Origin of the sequence: Polynucleobacter sp. UB-Piko-W3 (assembly GCF_018881635.1) — a bacterium.
Classification (GTDB): Bacteria; Pseudomonadota; Gammaproteobacteria; order Burkholderiales; family Burkholderiaceae; genus Polynucleobacter.
Genome location: NZ_JACVPY010000002.1, coordinates 731,525 through 749,914 on the forward strand (window position 1 = coordinate 731,525; position 18,390 = coordinate 749,914).

Below are 18,390 nucleotides of genomic sequence, written 5' to 3' on the forward strand. Positions count from 1 at the left end.
TCCAGACTAATTGCATCGTTTTTCAAGGTGGAGAGCAATTTGCTCTTGGGTGTGGGATGCAAGGGCCTTTCGATCAATTGGTATGCTAGGTGGGTTCTTTGCGGGTGCAAAAAACGTCAATTCCACCCTCAGTCTACGGTTTTTTAATATGCTGGCCATAGACCCGATCAAACCCATATCCCCGATAAACGCAGGAACCTCAGAATGCTCACCTGTATATCGATCAAAATAAGCCAGTGCCAGAGCACATGCCGGGACTTCTGATATCGCTGCAGCCTCAAATAAATTGGGCTTAAAAAACTGCACGCTTTTACCTATGGTCGAAGTGCCTTCAGGAAAAATACAAATGGATTGCGTTTTGAGTATTGATGCCATGTCATCAACAACCTGCCTAGCATGCCTTGTACTATCTCTTTTGATAAATACAGTACCCAATTGCTTTGCCATCCACCCAAAGATTGGCCAGCTCGCCACTTCAGACTTTGCCACAAATCGAATGGGCTTAAACGCATTAATGGCATGAATGTCCATCCAAGATACATGATTTGCGGCAAGCAAATAAGATGATTGTGGGAGTAAATTAGCATGGTTCACAAGCAACTCAACTCCGAAAATTTTCAAGAGACGTTTTGACCATCTTTGAATATGATTATTTTTTGAGTTTGTACTTAAAAAGGGGAATAACAGAAGCAGAGTGATGACACCCCTGCACACATGTAGCCAGACCAGCAGCCAAAGTGCTATGTAAATAAAAAAGGGGGTATTTCTCAGTGAGGCTTGTTTTTTGGTCTTCATAAATACTATCTTGATAGGCCTCATTAAATCATAATGACATAGTCATAAAAGTGTCTTGAAACTGTCATGAAGCTTTCACAGTGTATTGGCTTAATACGGATTCATGATGCACTACAGAGCCATTTGGATTTCTGACGTACACCTGGGAACATCGGGGTGTCAGGCAAACTACCTTCTGGATTTCTTAAAGCATAATGAAGCCGATAAGTTTTATTTAGTCGGCGACATTATCGATGGCTGGAGACTTAAGAAATCATTCTACTGGCCTCAATCTCATAACGATGTAGTTCAAAAACTCCTGCGTAAAGCGCGTAAGGGTTCTGAAGTCATCTATGTGCCTGGTAATCATGATGAAAGTGCCCGGCAATTTTTTGGCCTCTCCTTTGGTGATGTCAAAGTAGTTGAGGAATGTATTCATACCACTTTAGATGGCAGGAAACTTTGGGTTACTCATGGTGACTTATTTGACGGCGTTATGCAATATGCCAAATGGCTTGCCTATGTAGGCGATACGCTCTACTCGTTCATTTTGTATGTCAATCGCTACTTCAATATGTTGCGAGTCAAGATGGGCTTGCAATATTGGTCACTCTCTCAGTATCTAAAGCACCAAGTCAAAAATGCAGTGAGCTATATCGCCGACTTTGAGCACATTATGGCCAGAGAAGCACGTCTGCGCGGTTGCGATGGTGTCGTCTGTGGTCATATTCATAAAGCCGAGATCCGTGAAATTGATGGCCTCCTTTACTGCAATGATGGAGATTGGGTAGAAAGCCTAAGCGCTCTCGTTGAAACCCAAACTGGCGAACTCAAACTGATTTATTGGACTCACATCAAGGGCGAACCAGTAGAAACCCCAGAAATTTCTTTCCAACCTGTTGTTGAATCTTTTCTCAAAGAGGCTGCACTATGAAAATTATGATCATTACAGACGCATGGGACCCACAAGTCAATGGGGTTGTGCGCACCTTAAAACAAACCAGCGCTGAATTAACTAGCATGGGTCATGAAGTTGAAATGATTACACCCAAGGGCTTTAAATCAATTCCTTGCCCCACCTATCCAGATATCGCCCTCTCACTATTCCCAGGCAAAGAAGTAGCGCGTCGCATTAAAGCATTTGCTCCTGATGCCATGCATATTGCTACTGAAGGGCCTTTAGGCTTATCTGCACGCTCCTATGCAGTCAAAAATAATCTCCCCTTCTCTACTGCCTATCACACGCGCTTTCCGGAGTACGTCAAAGCACGTACCGGCATCCCGCTTGCCATTACATATACATTTATTCGTTGGTTTCATGGTCGATCTATGGCCGTGATGGCACCAACGATCGTCGTTAAAGACGATTTAGAAAAGTATGGTTTGAATAATGTCGTACTGTGGTCACGAGGTGTAGACCTAGATATCTTTAAGATGCAAGAATCTAAAACTCTCAATACGGCTCACCCGATCTTTTTATACGTAGGTCGTGTTGCAATTGAAAAGAATATCAATGCCTTTTTGGAAATTGATTTACCAGGCTCAAAATGGGTAGTTGGTGATGGCCCCGCCATGGCAGGAATCAAAGAAAAATATCCTGACATCAACTATCTCGGCGTATTACAACAGCATGAATTAGCGAAGGTATATGCCGCAGCTGATGTATTTGTATTCCCGAGCAAGACAGATACTTTTGGCTTAGTCCTGCTAGAAGCAATGGCTTGCGGTACACCAGTAGCAGCGTATCCCGTCACTGGCCCAATTGATGTGCTGGGAGACTCTCCTGCTGGTGCCATGAATGAGGATTTACGAGAGGCCTGCATTGCCGCATTAAAGATCCCACGAGAAGTCGCACGTGCGCACGCTGAGAAGTTTTCATGGAGAGCGGCTTCGGAACAATTTTTGCATCATCTCAAGCCGGTTCCCTCCACTGAAGTTCACCTAACCGCCCTGGCTTAAGAAGGATACGCTTGAATACTAAATATCACATAGGCCAAAATCCTCATAAAGGAAATCGAGGATTAACCAGAGCTTGGCATGCCGCTAAAAACTCTTGGTGTGGTCTGGTGTACGCCTTTTTAGAAGAAAGTGCTTTTAGACAAGAGCTCTGTCTTTTTGTACTACTAACACCCCTCACTTTCTTTTTGCCAATCGGATATTTGGAAAAGGCACTCTTAATTTCATCTCTGATCATGGTCTTAGTAGTGGAATTACTCAATTCCAGTGTTGAGGCTGCCATTGATCGCATCTCTTTTGAGCATCACGATCTATCTAAAAGAGCGAAGGATTTTGGTTCGGCAGCAGTGATGTTGGCCCTGTTAATAGCCCTTCTGATGTGGTCTGCCGTATGCATACCACTTGTCTTCAAATTGTAATAAACCCCTTCTACGATCACTCATATATTTATTAAGGTAACTCACTAAGGCTCCCTATGTCAGATATTCCAAACCCAATTGCCGCCTTTGAAATTTTTTCTTTCAAGAAAGAGAGAAAGATTTCTAATCCAAAATCTAATCCATTTAAGAAATTGTCTAAGAAGCTCGCTAAAAAGCTCTTTGGTAAAAAATTCGCCACCAAAGCTCGTGCACAATTGGCTACTGCTGAAGTGACACTCACAGTAAGTCCGATTGCTAAATCTAAAAGACCAGCATTTAAGATTGAGTGGGCAAGCTCTTCTAGTGAAATCAAAGAAGCACAACGATTGCGTTACAAGGTTTTTGCTGAAGAAATGGGCGCAAACCTAGCTCAAAATGCTGAAGGTTTAGATGTGGATGAATTTGATGCCTATTGCGATCATCTTTTAATCCGTGATCAAGATACTCTCAAGGTAGTTGGCACCTATCGCGTACTGCCGCCCCACAAAGCTCAAGAAATTGGCCGTTTATATTCCGATTCTGAATTTGATTTATCACGCCTAGATCACCTTCGTCCTAAGCTAGTTGAATTGGGCAGATCCTGCGTGCACCAAGACTATCGTTCCGGGGCAGTCATTATGGCCCTATGGAGTGGCTTAGCCCAATACATGCAAAAGCATGGTTACGAAATCATGCTCGGTTGTGCCAGTATCCCCATGGCTGATGGTGGTCACTTTGCTGCTAGTCTGTATAACTCCCTAGGCAATGATCAAATGGCTCCTGTTGAGTTCCACGCCTTCCCTAGGCTAGCGTTACCATTAGATAAGCTCAATGGCGGACTGGAAGTAGAGGCTCCTCCGTTGATTAAAGGCTATCTGAAGCTGGGAGCGAAGATTTGTAGTGCGCCCGCCTGGGATCCTGATTTCAATACAGCAGACTTGCTGACCATGTTGCGCTTATCAGAAATTAATCCGCGTTACGCAAAGCATTTCTTGGGACTGTAATTTCTTAGCTTATTTATTTCAGACTAAGTTCATAAGAGCGGCCGATTCGATTCCATTCGGCCGCTTCTTTCAGAAGACTAAATTCTGTTAAAGGATGTATTTGAGCCCATTCCTTTGGAATAGTGACTTGGTAGGCGCCTTCCTCCTCAGAAACCTTCACCTTTGGCAAATCTTCATCACTTCTACCACGACAAAGCACTTGGGCTAAGCGGAGACAAAATAACATACGCCAGTCATGAAAACCTGCGTTATTTGCAAGCTTGCCTAATTTACCAGTATGACCAATCAAAAGTGCAGCTAAGCGAGCCTGGTCATTTTTTGAAAAACCAGGCATATCAGCGTTACCAGCAATATAAGCAGAATGCTTATGGTAGCTGTTATGTGAAATCGAAAGGCCAATCTCGTGAAGGCTAGCTGCCCATTGCAATAGCGCAATATTATCCACTCTACTCTCTGTTTTGGGCTTAGATAATTGCTGCAAGAATTCAGAAGCCAGCTTGCTAACGCGCATAGCTTGCTCTCGATCAGCAGAGTAACGCTGTATAAATTGCTCAACCGTAACGTACCGCATGTCGTGATGTTGTGAGCGCCCTAAGAGGTCATAGAGCACTCCGGTACGTAAGGCGGCATCTGTAACTTCCATTTCCTCAATACCCAGCTCATCAAATACTGCCAGCATGATGGCTAAACCCCCTGGCCAAACAGATCTTCTGTCGTCTTTTAATCCTAGCAATTGAACCTGACTAACGTGTTCGTATGTCAGTAGATGTTTTTTCATTGCTCGCAAACCATCACGAGTAATTAAACCGCTATTAGCGTTTACGCGACCCATAGTTAAACCATCGGTATGGCCGTTAAAGTCGTTTGCTGCAATCAGTTCGGCAAGAGCTCTAGCAGTACCAGATGACCCGATAGCTTGCCTCCACCCACTCTTGAGATATGCTCCGGAGATGACTTGGATCTCCCTTCTGGCAGCTAGTTCAGCCTCTTTAAATGCATGAGCATCGATATTGCCCTTAGGGAAAAAGCGCAGGCTGTGTGAAACGCAACCAATATAAAGACTTTCCATTAACTTTGGCTCATAACCCTTGCCGATAATAAATTCAGTCGAACCACCTCCAATATCAACTACTAATCGATTGCCTTGCACTACCTGAACCTCATGCGCAGCACCAATGTAAATTAAGCGTGCTTCCTCAACCCCAGCAATGACTTCAATCGGAAAACCTAGAGATTGCTGAGCATCATGAATAAATTGCTGGGCATTTTTAGCTACTCGCAAGGTATTGGTAGCAACTGCACGAACATTGGATGGATCAAATCCTCGGATGCGCTCTCCAAAACGCCTAACAGAGGCTAAACCACGTTGGTAGGCATCATTCCCTAGGATTTTATTTTCAGTTAAGCCAGCAGCTAAACGAACTGAATCACGCAAAGTATCAATCGGACGGAGTTGAGTACCTGATGGTGTATTGGTAGCCTGAGCAACCAACATCCGAAAACTATTGGATCCCAAATCTACCGCTGCGACTAGTTCGCCCGGGGAGGATACAGAGTCGTCAGAATGAATTTCCAAAATATTCCCTCAAAATACCTGCGCCAATCACATATGTCTATTTTATGAAAAAACCATGACATATTGATGAAAATACACGCTAGTCTAATGGGAAAAGGCTATGTTGCTAAATTTTGTTCTGCGCTAGTGCAGTCAAAGTCTCCAAAGCTGCAGAAAATACAGCAATCGCCGGATTTGGGCTTGAGGATATTGAAACAAGCGCGGCATCGGTACAAGTGCATAGAGGACCCTATTGGGACCACTAGCGTCTCGGCCGCCTGACAATGCGGACAAGTGATAGTAGATTGATGTTTTTCTTCGGAAAAATTCACAGTCCTATATTGAACTAAAGATATTTCAGGAATATGTCAGATCAGAATTAGATACAAACTATTTAGAGCCAAGTCCCAGTGTTTGAACCATGACTTTAAAGACTTCAGTATTGTCCATAAAACCTCTAAATTTTTCTGAACCAGGACCCATTGCATTTAGGACGGCATCATCAGCAGTATGCACACCGACCTCTTGATGAGATGGCAAATTGCCATTCATATGAATGGCATCTTCCTGAAGTTGGATATATTTCGGGTTGGCGACATATTTACCACCCTCGCCTTTTATTGCAGGGACAAAGGTTCCATCTAGCTTAGGGTGTAGCGTCTCATAATGATCCGGGTAATTGCCGTAAAAAAACGCTAGGCGTTTACTGACATCAATTTCGTTCGGGTAGCCTTGAATATCTGCTTTGGGATAGTTAGGAAAGCCTGCAGAAGCATAAACACCCACCTTTTCACGTAAAGGGCCAGGCCTATCATCATGTACTACACCGCTGATAGAGCCACTATGAGTATGGTCAGGCGTAACAATGATGAGAGTATCAGGATGAGTCTTTGCAAAGTCCTTGGCAATTTGCACTGCATTACTCAGCATGATTGTATCAAATGCTGCCCGCTCCCAATCTAAGGGGTGATTGAACTTATCAATCAAAGCAGCCTCAACCATTAAGAAAAAACCGTTAGGATTTCTAGAGAGCACATCAATCGCTGACCGAGTCATTTCTGTTAAGTCAGGCTGGTTTGGATATTGAGAAACAGTATTCTTTTTAAGAAATAAGCGATCTAATGAGCCATCCATATTGTCAGGATGAAATACACCAAATAATTTCTTGGTGTTTTTATTTTCAGCAGCAGCAATCAGCTCTTGCTTGGTAAAGGCTACTTGATAGCCATCGGTTTTAAAGGTCTCAACAAGATTATTCTCATCCTTACGCTTTGATCCCTTACTAGATTGTGGATAGAAATAAGCAGAACCACCACCTAAGATAACCTCTGCCTTGCTAGCTAATAATTGATCTGCAATGTACTGTTTATCAGCACGACGTCTAGTATGGGCCACCATTGCTCCGGGGGTAGCATCTTGTAATTCAGCATCGGAGACTATGCCTACTGACATTTTGGTTTTGCGCTTGAGAAGCTCTGTGATAGTTTCTACTTTGGGATGCGATAAGTTATCGCTAGCGCGGGAAACATAGACCCCCATAGCATTGACTGCCGTTTTATGCCCAGTTGTGTAAGCGCTCATAGAATTAGCAGAGTCTGTAATCAATGAATCAGAACCTGAAGTTCCAATCATGGCGGTGTTTGGCATGTCATCAAACGCTAACCTACCCTGATATTTACCTTCTGTAATTCCCTTTGAAAGTACACGTGCTGCAGTTCTATTCGCAATCGTCATACCATCACCAATAAATAAAATCACGTTCTTTACTCTACGTGGACCACTTGCATAAACTTCCCAAGTCGCCTTCAACTCTTCTTGTGAGGTGCGAGCTACGACCTGATATTTTCCCGCTTTCGTTAGCTGTACATCTCGGTAGAGGATGGAACTACCTTTTCCATTTTCATTGGAGATAAATTCTGATTTGGTAGCAATGATTTTGTTGGCAGGCATCCCATTAACAGTAATAGCCACCTCATTAGGATTGACGACCTGATTGAACTCAACTTTGATATCAAACTTAGCACCCGCCAGAATTTCAGCTTTATCGATTGGATAAATCGCTTGTGCATGCGCAGCGCTAATGAAGGAAATAGCGAAGATGCATATAGAGGTTTTGATAAGGCTGGAAATATTCATGGTGGTAGAAAGTAGATTTTTAAAGGTCACCCTACAATATCTACAATCAAGATGACATTTTCGTGACAGCCTCTTTGCACGTCTACTGTGATTCCCTGCGTCGTATAAAAGTTAATTCAGGTCATCAATTGAGGACTAAATAACCTCATCAAGGCGCAATGAAAACTTTTTATCAACTATAAATTGATTGATATTACGATCTAACAAATAAGCGCTTGCTTGCAGATTGCTTTCTTTTGGCTCTACAGCGCCAGTGTGCTCAACTTCATTACGGAGAACGCCAGATAAGTATTTAGTGAGACTTGTATTCATTCAATGTTCACTTCCCTGTAGATGGCACTAGCCTAAAATATATTTATTTCAGTTTAATTAAGAAAGAGGATCAAAAAAACCCAGCGCAAACTGGGTTTAAAAGGAGGTTAATATAGACACATGTTAGTCAGCAATGGGCTGACATCTAAATATAGTAATGTTTTATTACAAGCTAGTGACCAAGGCTAATCAATTTCAATCAGCTACCAAGGCGATGTCGTGCAAAACGGTTTGCATACGCTAGTCGCGCTTCGTTCCATGCCTGCCATAAATGTAAAATAAATTTTTTCATATTGCATCCTTGTGGTGAAAGATAAATAGAGGTCTCACTGTTTTGCAGCAAGACCCTCGAAACAACAAGATCTATTGTTAATTACGACAATGACACTGTGAAGACATTTTTGTGACTAGATTGTGTTGCTGAGACACACTAAATTCTCTATAACTGCTTTCTTTAGGGGAATCAGCATGATTGATTGGGATCTCTACAGCACTATTGCCTTAAGACTAGTCCTAGCATTAATCGTTGGCGCAGTGCTTGGTCTTAATCGCTGGCTGCACCACAAATCTGCTGGCATCCGCACCCATTCTTTAGTAGCCATTGGTTCGGCAACCGCCGTTATGCTCATCAGTGACTTTGTTCATGATGATGCGCAGTCCGTTAGCCGAGTGCTCCAGGGCTTAATCACTGGTCTTGGATTTTTGGGGGCTGGAGTCATCATTCACCAGCAACGCTCGCAAAAGGTCCATGGGCTCACCACGGCAGCAAGCTTATGGGCCTGCTCCCTGATAGGGGCTGCCTTTGGGGCGGGGCAATTTGCTTTAGGTGGCTTGTCTTTGGCGGCAATTTTGCTGACTCTGGCACTCGGGGCCCTTTAGAACGGCTCTTTGCAAGACTCAATGGCGTAAAAAGAGGGTCTGAAATTTCTGATGAACCAGATTAAATACCCCCTAGGACACTAAAAAAAGGGTGTTTTGTCATATTTCTTTGGTATCGTGAGATTCCCTTATCTGACAAATTAAAGCCATGAGTAAATATCGATACGAAGATGCAGTAAAGCAGCTCCAGGAAAGCGGTGCTATTGGCCTTGTTGACCTTAAAAGCCTCCCTCATGATGATCTTGTAGAGCTTTTGGAAGAAATTAAAGTATGGTGCCTATATGCAGGCGGCAAGACGGAAAAGCTTCCTAAAGAATCCAAAAAAAAGAAAAAGAAAAAGGATTAATTCTGAGGAAGTTTGCGCTTAAGAACTTAAGCGCTCCTTAGGAAAGCGTAGTTTGAAAGTACTACCTTTTCCTGGTGTACTTTCAATTGTTAGCTGGGCTTGATGACGATTAGCAATGTGCTTCACAATTGCTAAACCTAGACCAGTACCACCCGTATCTCGAGAACGACTCCTGTCTATACGATAAAAGCGTTCAGTGAGTCTTGAAAGATGCTCTGATGCAATGCCGGGGCCGGTATCCGTAACAGAAAACTCTCCCTGCCCATCTGCATTAACAATCCATTTCACATGTATGGCTCCAGCTTCTGGTGTGTAGCGGATAGCATTTGATACTAGGTTGCTAAAAGCAGAGAGTATTTCTCGCTCATCGCCTAATAAATTATTTTTATTAAGCACCTCAAAGGTAAAGCTATGGTTCCCATGAGATAGTGCTTCAGCATCATTTTTAAGCAATGCCATGAGTGTTTCAACATTCACTTGATTTGTCGCAGCTGGTAATGAATTAGCCTCCAGATTAGCGAGTGTTAATAAATCCTCAACCAAGCTTTTCATACGCTGGGCTTGCGACATCATCATGTCAAAATATTGTTCCCGCTGATTTTTTTCAAGCTCCAAAGATTGTACGGTTTCCAAGAAGCCCATTAATACAGTGATTGGAGTCCGCATCTCGTGAGAAACATTGGCAACGAAGTCACGACGCATTGCATCTGCCTTTTGAAGATCTGTTACATTTTGTACTAGCAATAAATGTCGCTGATTACCAAACGGAAAGGCCTGTAACATTAAGCTAAGGCTACTATCTGGACCCATTCTTTCAAGTAGTAACGGTTCATCAAAGTTGCGTTTATTTAAGTATTGAATAAATTCAGGGCGGCGTATTAAGAAATTAATTCGCTGCATTACATCACGTTTAAAAATAAGCCCGAAAAATCGCTCAGAAATACTGTTGCACCACTCAATTTGATCGCTTTCATCTAGCATCAAAATACCATTGGGCGATGCTTGAAAAGCTTCGATAAAGCGCTCATGCTGCTGCTCAATATTTCGCATCCTTTGCTTCAGCGTTTTGACTAAGCGTTGCAGTCTGAAAAATACCTCTTCCCAAAAACCACTTGGGAGCGGCATGTTCTCAATGGAATCTGATTGCACATATTTGCCTAGGCGCGCTAGGTTGATATAGGAGTACACGAGTGGTACAGACAAAAGAAAAACGCCAACGACAATGGCGTATTCAGGACCCCAGTTATAAAGGGTAATGAATGCAGCTATTAATGCGAGGCATACAACGAAAGAAAAGCGAGTTAAGGCGGAAATCATATTGCAATCTTAGACGATCTCAAGCATGTACTTGAAATAGTCCATAAAGGCCTTGAGATCAGGCCTAATTATCGCTTGGAGTCTTGGTAATGCGGTAGCCGCTGCCCCTAACCGTCTCGATAAACCGGTCGCAGTCCACTGGGGTTAATGCGGCCCTGAGGCGCTTAATGTGGACGTCAACTGTCCGCTCTTCAATATAAACCTCATTACCCCATACCTTATCGAGTAAATTGGTGCGTGAATGAACGCGTTCTGGGTTGGCCATAAAGAATTGCAGAAGTCTATATTCAGTAGGGCCCAATGAAACAGGCTTAGGATCAGTATTGGGCCATTGCGCTAAGACTCTATGAGAACTAGGATCTAGTTTTAGTGGACCGATTGTAATTGGGCCCGTGTCTTCAAGTGGGGTTTGCCTGCGCAACAACGCCCTCACCCTCGCAATCAGTTCCTTAGGCGAGAAAGGCTTAGTTACATAATCATCCGCACCAGAATCTAAGCCCAACACCTTATCAGACTCCTCGCTTTTCGCGGTAAGCATCAGAATCGGCAAACCTCGAGTCCGATCGTTAGCCCTTAACTCTTTAGCAAATTGCACTCCAGACTTTCCTGGCAACATCCAATCTAGTATTACTAGACTTGGTAACTTATCTTTCATCATCGCAAAAGCAAGATCAGTTTGCATGGCCTTCTCAACTTCATAGCCGGCATGCGTTAAATTAATTGCAATCAACTCTGCAATGGATGGCTCATCTTCAACAATTAGTATACGGTGAGTCATTTTAAAAGCTCTGTTTTAATCTTTATTGGCTTCGCGCACCAAATCTTCATGGGGGATGTGGCGAACATCTGATCCCTTGGCAATGTAGATGACAAACTCAGCAATATTTTTTGCATGGTCACCAATGCGCTCAATTGCCTTGGCAATCGTTAACATATCGAGGCCAGTACTAATGATATGCGGATCTTCCGACATATAAGTAATGAGTTTGCGAACAAATCCACGGAACTCCTCATCAATTTGACGATCTTCAGCAACAACTTCGGCAGCTGCAACAGTATCTAGACGGGCAAAGGCATCCAGGCTACGACGCAATAAATTGATTGCCATTTGACCAGAAAGCCGAATCTCAGCCACATTAATATTGTGTGGAATACCTGTATCTATAAGACGCTTAGTGCGCTTTGCAACACGCTCAGCCTCATCCCCGGCACGCTCTAGATTTGTGATGGCCTTGGATACTGCCATGACTAGACGTAAGTCACGAGCAGCTGGTTGACGCCTTGCAATTAACTCAGTACAGGCTAAATCGATTTGAATTTCAAGGTCATTAACTTGTTTTTCATTCTCAATCACGATATTGCAGGTATCGAGATCCATTTGCGTAAAAGCGCGCATTGCTGTTGAGATCTGCGCCTCAACCAATCCGCCCATTTCTAGCAAACGACTAGAGAGCGAATTTAAATCTGCATCAAATTGTGATGAAAGGTGATTATCTGGCATTTATTGTCTCCAATTAACCGAAGCGGCCGGTAATGTAGTCTTCAGTTTCTTTACGCTTAGGCTTAATAAAAATTTCATCTGTTTTACCATACTCAACCAAACTGCCAAGGTACATATAAGCAGTGTAATCGGATACGCGAGCTGCCTGCTGCATATTATGAGTAACGATTGCAATGGTGTACTCATGCTTAAGCTCATTGATCAACTCTTCAATTTTTCCTGTCGAAATAGGATCTAGTGCTGAAGTAGGTTCATCGAGTAGCATCACCGAAGGTTTTACAGCTACGCTACGAGCAATACAAAGGCGCTGCTGCTGTCCACCAGAGAGTGACAAACCGCTTTGGTTTAATTTATCCTTAGCCTCATTCCACAGTGCTGCTTTGTTCAACGCCCATTCAACACGCTCATCCATTTCAGCACGAGATAGTCTTTCATAAAGGCGCACACCAAAAGCAATGTTTTCGTAGATAGACATTGGGAATGGAGTTGGTTTTTGGAAAACCATGCCAATACGTGAGCGCAGCAAGTTCAAGTCCTGATCCGGCTCAAGAATATTTTGACCATAAAATTTAATTTCACCTTCTGCACGCTGACCAGGATATAAGTCGTACATGCGATTTAAAGTGCGTAATAAGGTAGATTTACCACAGCCAGAAGGTCCAATAAATGCAGTAACCTTACCTTGCTCAATATCAAGATTAATATCTTTCAAGCCCTGGAATGAACCGTAGAAAAAATTAAGATTTCTAACTTCAAGCGCATTGATAGCTGCCTGTTCTGAGTGTTGAATTGTTGAATCCACCTTGCCCCCTTGACTATCAATCTGATTTAAGTCAAACATTGTTTTGATATTACTCATCATGCCTGGACCTTTTCACGGAAAACTACTCGCGCCAAAATATTAAGGCCGAGCACAGCAAATGTAATTAATAAAGCAGCTGCCCAGGCCAAATCCACCCAGTTATCGTAAGGACTCATTGCAAACTGGAAAATGACTACTGGTAAGTTGGCCATTGGTGCATTCATATTAGTAGAGAAGAATTGGTTATTCAATGCTGTAAATAACAACGGCGCTGTTTCACCACTAACGCGAGCTAAGGCTAATAAGATACCGGTGATAACACCGCTTTGAGCAGCGCGTAAGGTAATCATGAAGGCGACTTTCCACTTAGGCGTACCTAATGCATAGGCGGCTTCGCGCAAGCTTCCTGGAACGAGTCGCAACATATTCTCTGTTGTCCTAACGACAACTGGTATCGCAATAAGGGCCAAGGCAATCGTTCCTGCCCAACCGGAGAAGTGCTTTACTTGTGCAACCACAATCGCATAGACAAATAAACCAATCACAATTGATGGGGCAGACAACATGATGTCAGTAACAAAACGAGTTATCGATGCTACCTTACTTCTATCGCCATATTCAGAGAGATACAAGCCGGCAAGTACGCCTATCGGAGTACTAATTAAAGTACAGCTAGCCACAATCATGAGGCTTCCGAGAATCGCATTAGCTAAACCACCACCTTCTGATCCAGGGGCGGGAGTACTGTGCAGAAATACATCTAAATTAATAGATGAAAATCCTTTAATAAATAGGATGCTTAAGATCCATAAAAGGAAAGTCATGCCCAGCACCATAGCCGCAGAAGAGAGCACTAATCCAATTTTATTAGCACGTTTGCGTTTGGCAAAAATTTCTGGGTTAATGTTTGAAAAATTACTCATGTTTTTAAGCCCTGTTTTTTCTCCATATTCATGAGCATCCATTTAGCTATGGCTAACACGATAAATGTGATCATGAAGAGCGCAAGACCAAGCGCAAATAAAGAGGAGTAATGAGGTCCTAACTCAGCCTCACCGAACTCATTTGCCAATGTAGAAGCAATTGAATTACCGGGAGCAAATAAAGATGCGGATAAGCGATGTGCATTTCCAATAACAAATGTAACAGCCATCGTTTCACCAAGCGCCCTACCCAATCCAAGCATGATTCCACCAATCACCCCAGCCTTGGTATAAGGTAGTACAACATTTCTAACTACCTCCCAAGTAGTACAGCCGATACCATAAGCTGATTCCTTGAGAACCGGAGGAACAATCTCGAATACATCGCGCATAACAGAAGCGATGAAAGGCAAAATCATCATAGCCAAAATCAATCCAGCACAAAGAATACCAATTCCATTAAAAGCGCCAGAAAAAAGAATCCCCAGGCCCGGAATTTGTCCTAATGTGCCTGCTAATGCTGGCTGAATATATTCAGCGAAGAGAGGAGCAAAGATAAATAGGCCAAACATGCCGTAAATAATAGATGGCACAGCAGCCAATAGCTCTACAGCCGTACCAAGAGGTCTACGCAATGCATTCGGACATAACTCCGTTAAAAATACAGCAATACCAAAGCTCAGGGGTACTGCAATTAGCAAGGCAATCAGCGATGTTGCTAGAGTCCCATAAATCGCGATGAGACCGCCAAATTCTCCATTGATAATATCCCACTCACTAGTGAAGAAAAAGCCGATACCAAATTTACTCAGGGCTGGCCATGCATTGATAACGAGAGAAATAATAATGCCGAGCAAAGCTAACAGTACGCCAAGCGCGAAAAATTGCGTAATTGCGTAAAATAAAAAATCTTGTACACGCTGTAATTTTGCAATCCTGGTAGCTTGCGGCGTTGGCGCTGAGTGGGACTGAGTGATATCCATATTTGGCTTATTTAAATATTGAAACAGCCCCACAATGTGTGGAGCTGTTTATTTGAGAATGATTAAAAAATAATCAAACCTTATTTAGTTACAACCTTTGTGAATACATTCTTACGAATAAAGTCGGTAGTACTATCAGGCATTGGAACGTAATCCAACTCTATAGCCATATTCTTACCTTCTTTAAATCCAAAATCAAAGAACTTCATTACTTCAGCAGCATTTGCCTTATTATCTGGGTTCTTGTACAAGAGGATGAAAGATGCGCCAGTAATTGGCCATGACTTAGCACCCGCAGCATCAGTAATGAAAGTACCCATACCAGGAATCTTTGCCCAATCAGTACCAGCAGCGGCAGCGGCGAAGGTTAGGTCATCGGGTTGAACAAAATTACCTTCTTTGTTTTTCAAAGCGATATGAGTCATTTTGTTTTTCTTAGCATAAGCATACTCGACATAACCAACAGAGTTCTTAACGCGAGAGACGTTTGCAGCGACACCTTCGTTACCTTTACCACCAACCGATGAAGCGGCTGGCCATTTAACAGCAGCACCTGCACCAACAGCATCTTTCCAGAGGGAGCTAGTTTTTGCTAAGTAGTCAGTAAAAATAGCTGTTGTACCAGAGCCATCGGCACGGTGCACAACGGTAATCGGACCTGAAGGAATCTTTACACCTGGGTTCATTAGAGCAATACGCTTATCACCCCAATCGGAAATAATACCCTGAAAAATATCAGCTAAGGTTGGGCCATCTAATTTAAGTTCGCCTGGCTTAACACCATCCACGTTCATCACAGGCACTACACCACCAATGATTGCTGGAAACTGAACCATGCCATCTTTTTCTAAATCTTCAAATTTGACAGGATTATCAGTAGCACCGAAATCAACTGTTTTTGCCTTGATTTGCTTGATGCCGCCAGATGAACCAATAGATTGGTAATTCAAGTTTGAGCCAGTTTTTGCCTTATAGGCTTCAGCCCATTTTGCATAAATTGGATAAGGAAATGTTGCGCCTGCACCTGTCATGTCAGCAGCAAAAGCAACTGGAGTCAGTGAAATAGCGCTAATTACGAGTGCTTTTTTCAAAAAAGAATTCATGTGATTAGTCCTAGAATAGAAATAACGCAACATTGCGATACATCGACAATACGATTGGACTATGACGTTTTCATGACAGAAAGATCATTAATAATAATAGTCTTTAAATTCAATAACTTATATTGAATTAATCAAGTTAAAAGTAGGGGAAATAGAGACTTGAAATTAAGCTGTCGGAATTAAATCAGCGATACTTTTGGCTGCGCTCATAGCAACCTCGCCATCTTTGGTTTCGATCATCACGCGTAGGAGTGGCTCTGTCCCAGATGCCCGAATGAGTACCCTGCCGATGCTTTTGAGATCAGTCTCTACTTTAGCAATCTGCTGCTGGAGTTTTTCATCAGACTTCCAGTCATAACTGGGTTTGATTTTCACATTCAGCAAAACTTGTGGAAAGATGTTTACTTTTTCGAGTAACTGGGCAAGGCTCTTCTTGTTATGACTCATGGCTGCCAATACTTGAAGTGCAGCAATGGTGCCATCCCCAGTGGAATGTTGATCTAGGCATAACAAGTGGCCAGAGCCCTCCCCGCCGATGATCCAACCTTTTTGCTTGAGCAGCTCTAATACATATCGATCACCTACATTAGCGCGCTCAAACCCGATTTTAAGATCTTTAATGGCATTCTCAACGGCTAAATTGGTCATCAAGGTGCCAACGGCACCACCAATCTTTTGTCCGCGGTCTAACCTGTCTTTGGCAAGAACATAGAGCAGCTCATCGCCATTAAACAATCGTCCGGTGGCATCAACCATTTGCAAGCGATCGGCATCGCCATCAAGCGCAATACCAAGATCTGCATTGACTTCTTTCACTTTGGCAATCAAGGCTGCTGGTGCAGTAGCACCACAACCATCATTAATATTTTTACCATCTGGATTGACGCCAATCGAAATGACTTCTGCACCCAGCTCATGAAATACAGGGGGTGCTGTGTGATAAGCAGCGCCATTGGCACAGTCAACGACTAACTTCAATCCATTGAGATGGAGATCGCCTGGAAATGTGGATTTACAAAATTCAATGTAACGCCCTGCTGCATCGTCTAAACGAAACGCCTTACCAAGTTCTTGCGCGCTCACGCAGCCCATCGGCTTTTCTAGCTCAGCCTCAATCGCCAACTCAAACTCATCGCCCAACTTATCACCATTGGCTGAGAAAAACTTAATGCCGTTATCTTGATAAGGATTGTGTGATGCCGAGATCACGACACCTGCAGATAAACGCAATGCTTTAGTCAGGTAAGCAACGCCAGGAGTTGGCATGGGACCACAGAGCATGACATCCACGCCAGCAGCGGCAAAGCCAGCCTCTAATGCGGCCTCCAATAAATATCCTGAAATACGTGTGTCTTTGCCAATCAAGACTTTGCAACGTTGACCGGCTTTAGCATCTTTGGAGAGTACTTTGCCTGCGGCATACCCTAAGCGGGTCATGAACTCCGGAACAATCGGAAATTGCCCCACTTCACCGCGGATGCCATCAGTGCCAAAGTATTGTTTTTTCATAAGAGTCATTATAAAACTTAGCGTCTTCAGCTCTAAAGCTAGACTAAGTGTTTATAGCCTCCCACAGCTTTAAAGCATCTACCGTCTCGGGTACATCATGGACTCGCACAATTCTGGCGCCACGATCAGCCGCCATGATGGCTGCAGCAATACTAGGGGCTAGGCGCTCATGGGTGTCTTTGCCAGTAATTTTGCCCAGCATCGATTTACGAGAGATGCCCGCCAATACTGAGTAGCCCAATTGGGAGAACTGATCAAAATGGGTGAGCATAGTAAGGTTGTGCTCCAGACTTTTGCCAAAGCCAAAGCCGGGGTCAATCGCGATTCTATTTGCTTCAACCCCTTTTACTTTGAGTAGCTCCGCGCGTTCTTTGAGAAACTGCATTACCTGCGCAAGCACATCGTGATACTCTGGATTAAATTGCATGGTCTGAGGATCACGTTGCATATGCATCAAAATAATTCCGCAATCTTTGCTTTCTAATACTGCATTCACTGCGCTCTCTTGTCTTAGGGCCCAAATGTCATTTACACAGTCTACGCCGGCTCTCAGAGCTTGGCGCATAGTTTCTGCTTTATAAGTATCAATTGAAAGTGGTACACCGCAATCTTTCAGCGCTTCGATGACTGGCAACACACGATCAAGCTCTTCTTGAAGCTCTACCGGCTCTGCACCAGGTCTAGTAGACTCACCACCGATATCAATCAGGTCAACACCACTTTCAATCATGAGCTCTGCTTGAGCAATAGCATCTATTGGTGATTTAAATTTGCCACCATCTGAGAATGAATCCGGAGTGGCATTGAGAATGCCCATAACAACTGGGCGTCTACGTTTGGTGAAGTCAAAAAGAAAACGCCCACAACGCCATGTTGTGGGCATCTCTGAAAT

Annotated in this window: 20 protein-coding genes; 6 read left to right on the top strand and 14 right to left on the bottom strand. The window is 43.3% G+C overall.

Annotation, left to right across the window (positions count from 1 at the left end; all coding sequences use genetic code 11):
• Window positions 1-6 precede the first annotated feature (6 nt).
• Entirely contained in the window at window positions 7-795 is a 789-nt protein-coding gene (locus ICN31_RS04060; protein WP_216258834.1) for a 1-acyl-sn-glycerol-3-phosphate acyltransferase, read from the bottom strand.
• A 103-nt stretch (window positions 796-898) separates the two neighbouring features.
• On the opposite strand from ICN31_RS04060, the gene ICN31_RS04065 reads away from it, so the two are divergent.
• From ICN31_RS04065 to ICN31_RS04080, 4 genes are read left to right on the top strand one after another with little or no spacing between them, the layout of a single operon-like run.
• Window positions 899-1,708, top strand: a complete 810-nt coding sequence (locus ICN31_RS04065) for a UDP-2,3-diacylglucosamine diphosphatase (RefSeq protein WP_370624264.1) — start codon at window positions 899-901, stop codon at window positions 1,706-1,708.
• Complete coding sequence (locus ICN31_RS04070) at window positions 1,705-2,733, top strand: glycosyltransferase family 1 protein (protein WP_216258837.1); 1,029 nt, start codon at window positions 1,705-1,707, stop codon at window positions 2,731-2,733. Before ICN31_RS04065 ends, ICN31_RS04070 begins: the two co-directional genes overlap by 4 nt.
• A gap of 11 nt (window positions 2,734-2,744) precedes the next feature.
• Window positions 2,745-3,149, top strand: a complete 405-nt coding sequence (locus ICN31_RS04075; protein WP_216258841.1) for a diacylglycerol kinase — start codon at window positions 2,745-2,747, stop codon at window positions 3,147-3,149.
• Window positions 3,150-3,205: 56 nt separating this feature from the next.
• Complete coding sequence (locus ICN31_RS04080) at window positions 3,206-4,132, top strand: GNAT family N-acetyltransferase (RefSeq protein WP_370624265.1); 927 nt, start codon at window positions 3,206-3,208, stop codon at window positions 4,130-4,132.
• Window positions 4,133-4,145: 13 nt separating this feature from the next.
• On the opposite strand, the gene ICN31_RS04085 is transcribed toward ICN31_RS04080, so the two are convergent.
• The 4 genes from ICN31_RS04085 to ICN31_RS04095 form a co-directional block, all read right to left on the bottom strand.
• Window positions 4,146-5,627, bottom strand: coding sequence for a Ppx/GppA phosphatase family protein (locus tag ICN31_RS04085; protein WP_216260758.1), 1,482 nt, complete (start codon window positions 5,625-5,627; stop codon window positions 4,146-4,148).
• Between the two features lie 179 nt (window positions 5,628-5,806).
• Window positions 5,807-6,019 (bottom strand): GDCCVxC domain-containing (seleno)protein, encoded by a 213-nt coding sequence (locus ICN31_RS10665; RefSeq protein WP_370624266.1) that lies wholly within the window; start codon window positions 6,017-6,019, stop codon window positions 5,807-5,809.
• Window positions 6,020-6,077: 58 nt separating this feature from the next.
• Entirely contained in the window at window positions 6,078-7,853 is a 1,776-nt protein-coding gene (locus tag ICN31_RS04090) for an alkaline phosphatase (protein WP_370624267.1), read from the bottom strand.
• Between the two features lie 105 nt (window positions 7,854-7,958).
• Window positions 7,959-8,135: a hypothetical protein gene (locus ICN31_RS04095; protein WP_216258843.1), complete on the bottom strand. Its 177-nt coding sequence runs from the start codon at window positions 8,133-8,135 to the stop codon at window positions 7,959-7,961.
• Window positions 8,136-8,603: 468 nt separating this feature from the next.
• Here ICN31_RS04095 and ICN31_RS04100 point away from each other — a divergent pair, with 468 nt between their 5' ends.
• On the top strand, window positions 8,604-9,014 hold the full coding sequence (locus ICN31_RS04100) for an MgtC/SapB family protein (RefSeq protein ID WP_216258845.1): 411 nt from the start codon (window positions 8,604-8,606) through the stop codon (window positions 9,012-9,014).
• Between the two features lie 148 nt (window positions 9,015-9,162).
• Window positions 9,163-9,360 carry a hypothetical protein gene (locus ICN31_RS04105; RefSeq protein WP_216258847.1) on the top strand — a complete coding sequence of 66 codons (198 nt, stop codon included), beginning with the start codon at window positions 9,163-9,165 and terminating at the stop codon, window positions 9,358-9,360.
• A gap of 18 nt (window positions 9,361-9,378) precedes the next feature.
• Here ICN31_RS04105 and phoR read toward each other — a convergent pair whose 3' ends face one another.
• From phoR to folP, 9 genes are all read right to left on the bottom strand, one after another.
• Window positions 9,379-10,677, bottom strand: a complete 1,299-nt coding sequence (phoR, locus tag ICN31_RS04110; protein WP_216258849.1) for a phosphate regulon sensor histidine kinase PhoR — start codon at window positions 10,675-10,677, stop codon at window positions 9,379-9,381.
• A 64-nt stretch (window positions 10,678-10,741) separates the two neighbouring features.
• On the bottom strand, window positions 10,742-11,455 hold the full coding sequence (gene phoB, locus ICN31_RS04115; RefSeq protein ID WP_216258851.1) for a phosphate regulon transcriptional regulator PhoB: 714 nt from the start codon (window positions 11,453-11,455) through the stop codon (window positions 10,742-10,744).
• A gap of 15 nt (window positions 11,456-11,470) precedes the next feature.
• A complete protein-coding gene (gene phoU / locus ICN31_RS04120; protein ID WP_216258853.1) occupies window positions 11,471-12,178 on the bottom strand; it encodes a phosphate signaling complex protein PhoU in 708 nt (235 codons plus the stop codon).
• Window positions 12,179-12,191: 13 nt separating this feature from the next.
• Complete coding sequence (gene pstB / locus ICN31_RS04125) at window positions 12,192-13,040, bottom strand: phosphate ABC transporter ATP-binding protein PstB (protein WP_370624268.1); 849 nt, start codon at window positions 13,038-13,040, stop codon at window positions 12,192-12,194.
• Complete coding sequence (gene pstA / locus ICN31_RS04130; protein WP_216258854.1) at window positions 13,037-13,903, bottom strand: phosphate ABC transporter permease PstA; 867 nt, start codon at window positions 13,901-13,903, stop codon at window positions 13,037-13,039. The genes pstB and pstA overlap by 4 nt, the downstream gene beginning before the upstream one ends.
• Window positions 13,900-14,886, bottom strand: a complete 987-nt coding sequence (gene pstC / locus ICN31_RS04135) for a phosphate ABC transporter permease subunit PstC (protein ID WP_216258855.1) — start codon at window positions 14,884-14,886, stop codon at window positions 13,900-13,902. Before pstC ends, pstA begins: the two co-directional genes overlap by 4 nt.
• Before the next feature lie 80 nt (window positions 14,887-14,966).
• The gene (gene pstS / locus ICN31_RS04140) at window positions 14,967-15,989 is read right to left on the bottom strand and encodes a phosphate ABC transporter substrate-binding protein PstS (RefSeq protein ID WP_216258857.1); all 1,023 of its coding nucleotides are present in this window, start codon (window positions 15,987-15,989) and stop codon (window positions 14,967-14,969) included.
• Window positions 15,990-16,154: 165 nt separating this feature from the next.
• Window positions 16,155-17,498 carry a phosphoglucosamine mutase gene (glmM, locus tag ICN31_RS04145; protein ID WP_216258859.1) on the bottom strand — a complete coding sequence of 448 codons (1,344 nt, stop codon included), beginning with the start codon at window positions 17,496-17,498 and terminating at the stop codon, window positions 16,155-16,157.
• A gap of 43 nt (window positions 17,499-17,541) precedes the next feature.
• On the bottom strand, window positions 17,542-18,381 hold the full coding sequence (folP, locus tag ICN31_RS04150; protein WP_216258861.1) for a dihydropteroate synthase: 840 nt from the start codon (window positions 18,379-18,381) through the stop codon (window positions 17,542-17,544).
• Between the last annotated feature and the right edge of the window lie 9 nt (window positions 18,382-18,390).

What these genes read in the sequence shown, in the direction of transcription:
- phoU (WP_216258853.1), bottom strand. Translation starts at nt 12,178, where the DNA reads ATGCCAGATAATCACCTTTCATCACAATTTGATGCAGATTTAAATTCG.
- pstS (WP_216258857.1), bottom strand. Translation starts at nt 15,989, where the DNA reads ATGAATTCTTTTTTGAAAAAAGCACTCGTAATTAGCGCTATTTCACTG.
- pstB (WP_370624268.1), bottom strand. Translation starts at nt 13,040, where the DNA reads ATGATGAGTAATATCAAAACAATGTTTGACTTAAATCAGATTGATAGT.
- folP (WP_216258861.1), bottom strand. Translation starts at nt 18,381, where the DNA reads ATGCCCACAACATGGCGTTGTGGGCGTTTTCTTTTTGACTTCACCAAA.
- ICN31_RS04105 (WP_216258847.1), top strand. Translation starts at nt 9,163, where the DNA reads ATGAGTAAATATCGATACGAAGATGCAGTAAAGCAGCTCCAGGAAAGC.
- ICN31_RS04080 (WP_370624265.1), top strand. Translation starts at nt 3,206, where the DNA reads ATGTCAGATATTCCAAACCCAATTGCCGCCTTTGAAATTTTTTCTTTC.
- glmM (WP_216258859.1), bottom strand. Translation starts at nt 17,498, where the DNA reads ATGAAAAAACAATACTTTGGCACTGATGGCATCCGCGGTGAAGTGGGG.
- ICN31_RS04070 (WP_216258837.1), top strand. Translation starts at nt 1,705, where the DNA reads ATGAAAATTATGATCATTACAGACGCATGGGACCCACAAGTCAATGGG.
- ICN31_RS04085 (WP_216260758.1), bottom strand. Translation starts at nt 5,627, where the DNA reads ATGTTGGTTGCTCAGGCTACCAATACACCATCAGGTACTCAACTCCGT.
- ICN31_RS04065 (WP_370624264.1), top strand. Translation starts at nt 899, where the DNA reads ATGATGCACTACAGAGCCATTTGGATTTCTGACGTACACCTGGGAACA.
- pstC (WP_216258855.1), bottom strand. Translation starts at nt 14,886, where the DNA reads ATGGATATCACTCAGTCCCACTCAGCGCCAACGCCGCAAGCTACCAGG.
- phoR (WP_216258849.1), bottom strand. Translation starts at nt 10,677, where the DNA reads ATGATTTCCGCCTTAACTCGCTTTTCTTTCGTTGTATGCCTCGCATTA.
- phoB (WP_216258851.1), bottom strand. Translation starts at nt 11,455, where the DNA reads ATGACTCACCGTATACTAATTGTTGAAGATGAGCCATCCATTGCAGAG.
- ICN31_RS04095 (WP_216258843.1), bottom strand. Translation starts at nt 8,135, where the DNA reads ATGAATACAAGTCTCACTAAATACTTATCTGGCGTTCTCCGTAATGAA.
- ICN31_RS04060 (WP_216258834.1), bottom strand. Translation starts at nt 795, where the DNA reads ATGAAGACCAAAAAACAAGCCTCACTGAGAAATACCCCCTTTTTTATT.
- pstA (WP_216258854.1), bottom strand. Translation starts at nt 13,903, where the DNA reads ATGAGTAATTTTTCAAACATTAACCCAGAAATTTTTGCCAAACGCAAA.
- ICN31_RS04100 (WP_216258845.1), top strand. Translation starts at nt 8,604, where the DNA reads ATGATTGATTGGGATCTCTACAGCACTATTGCCTTAAGACTAGTCCTA.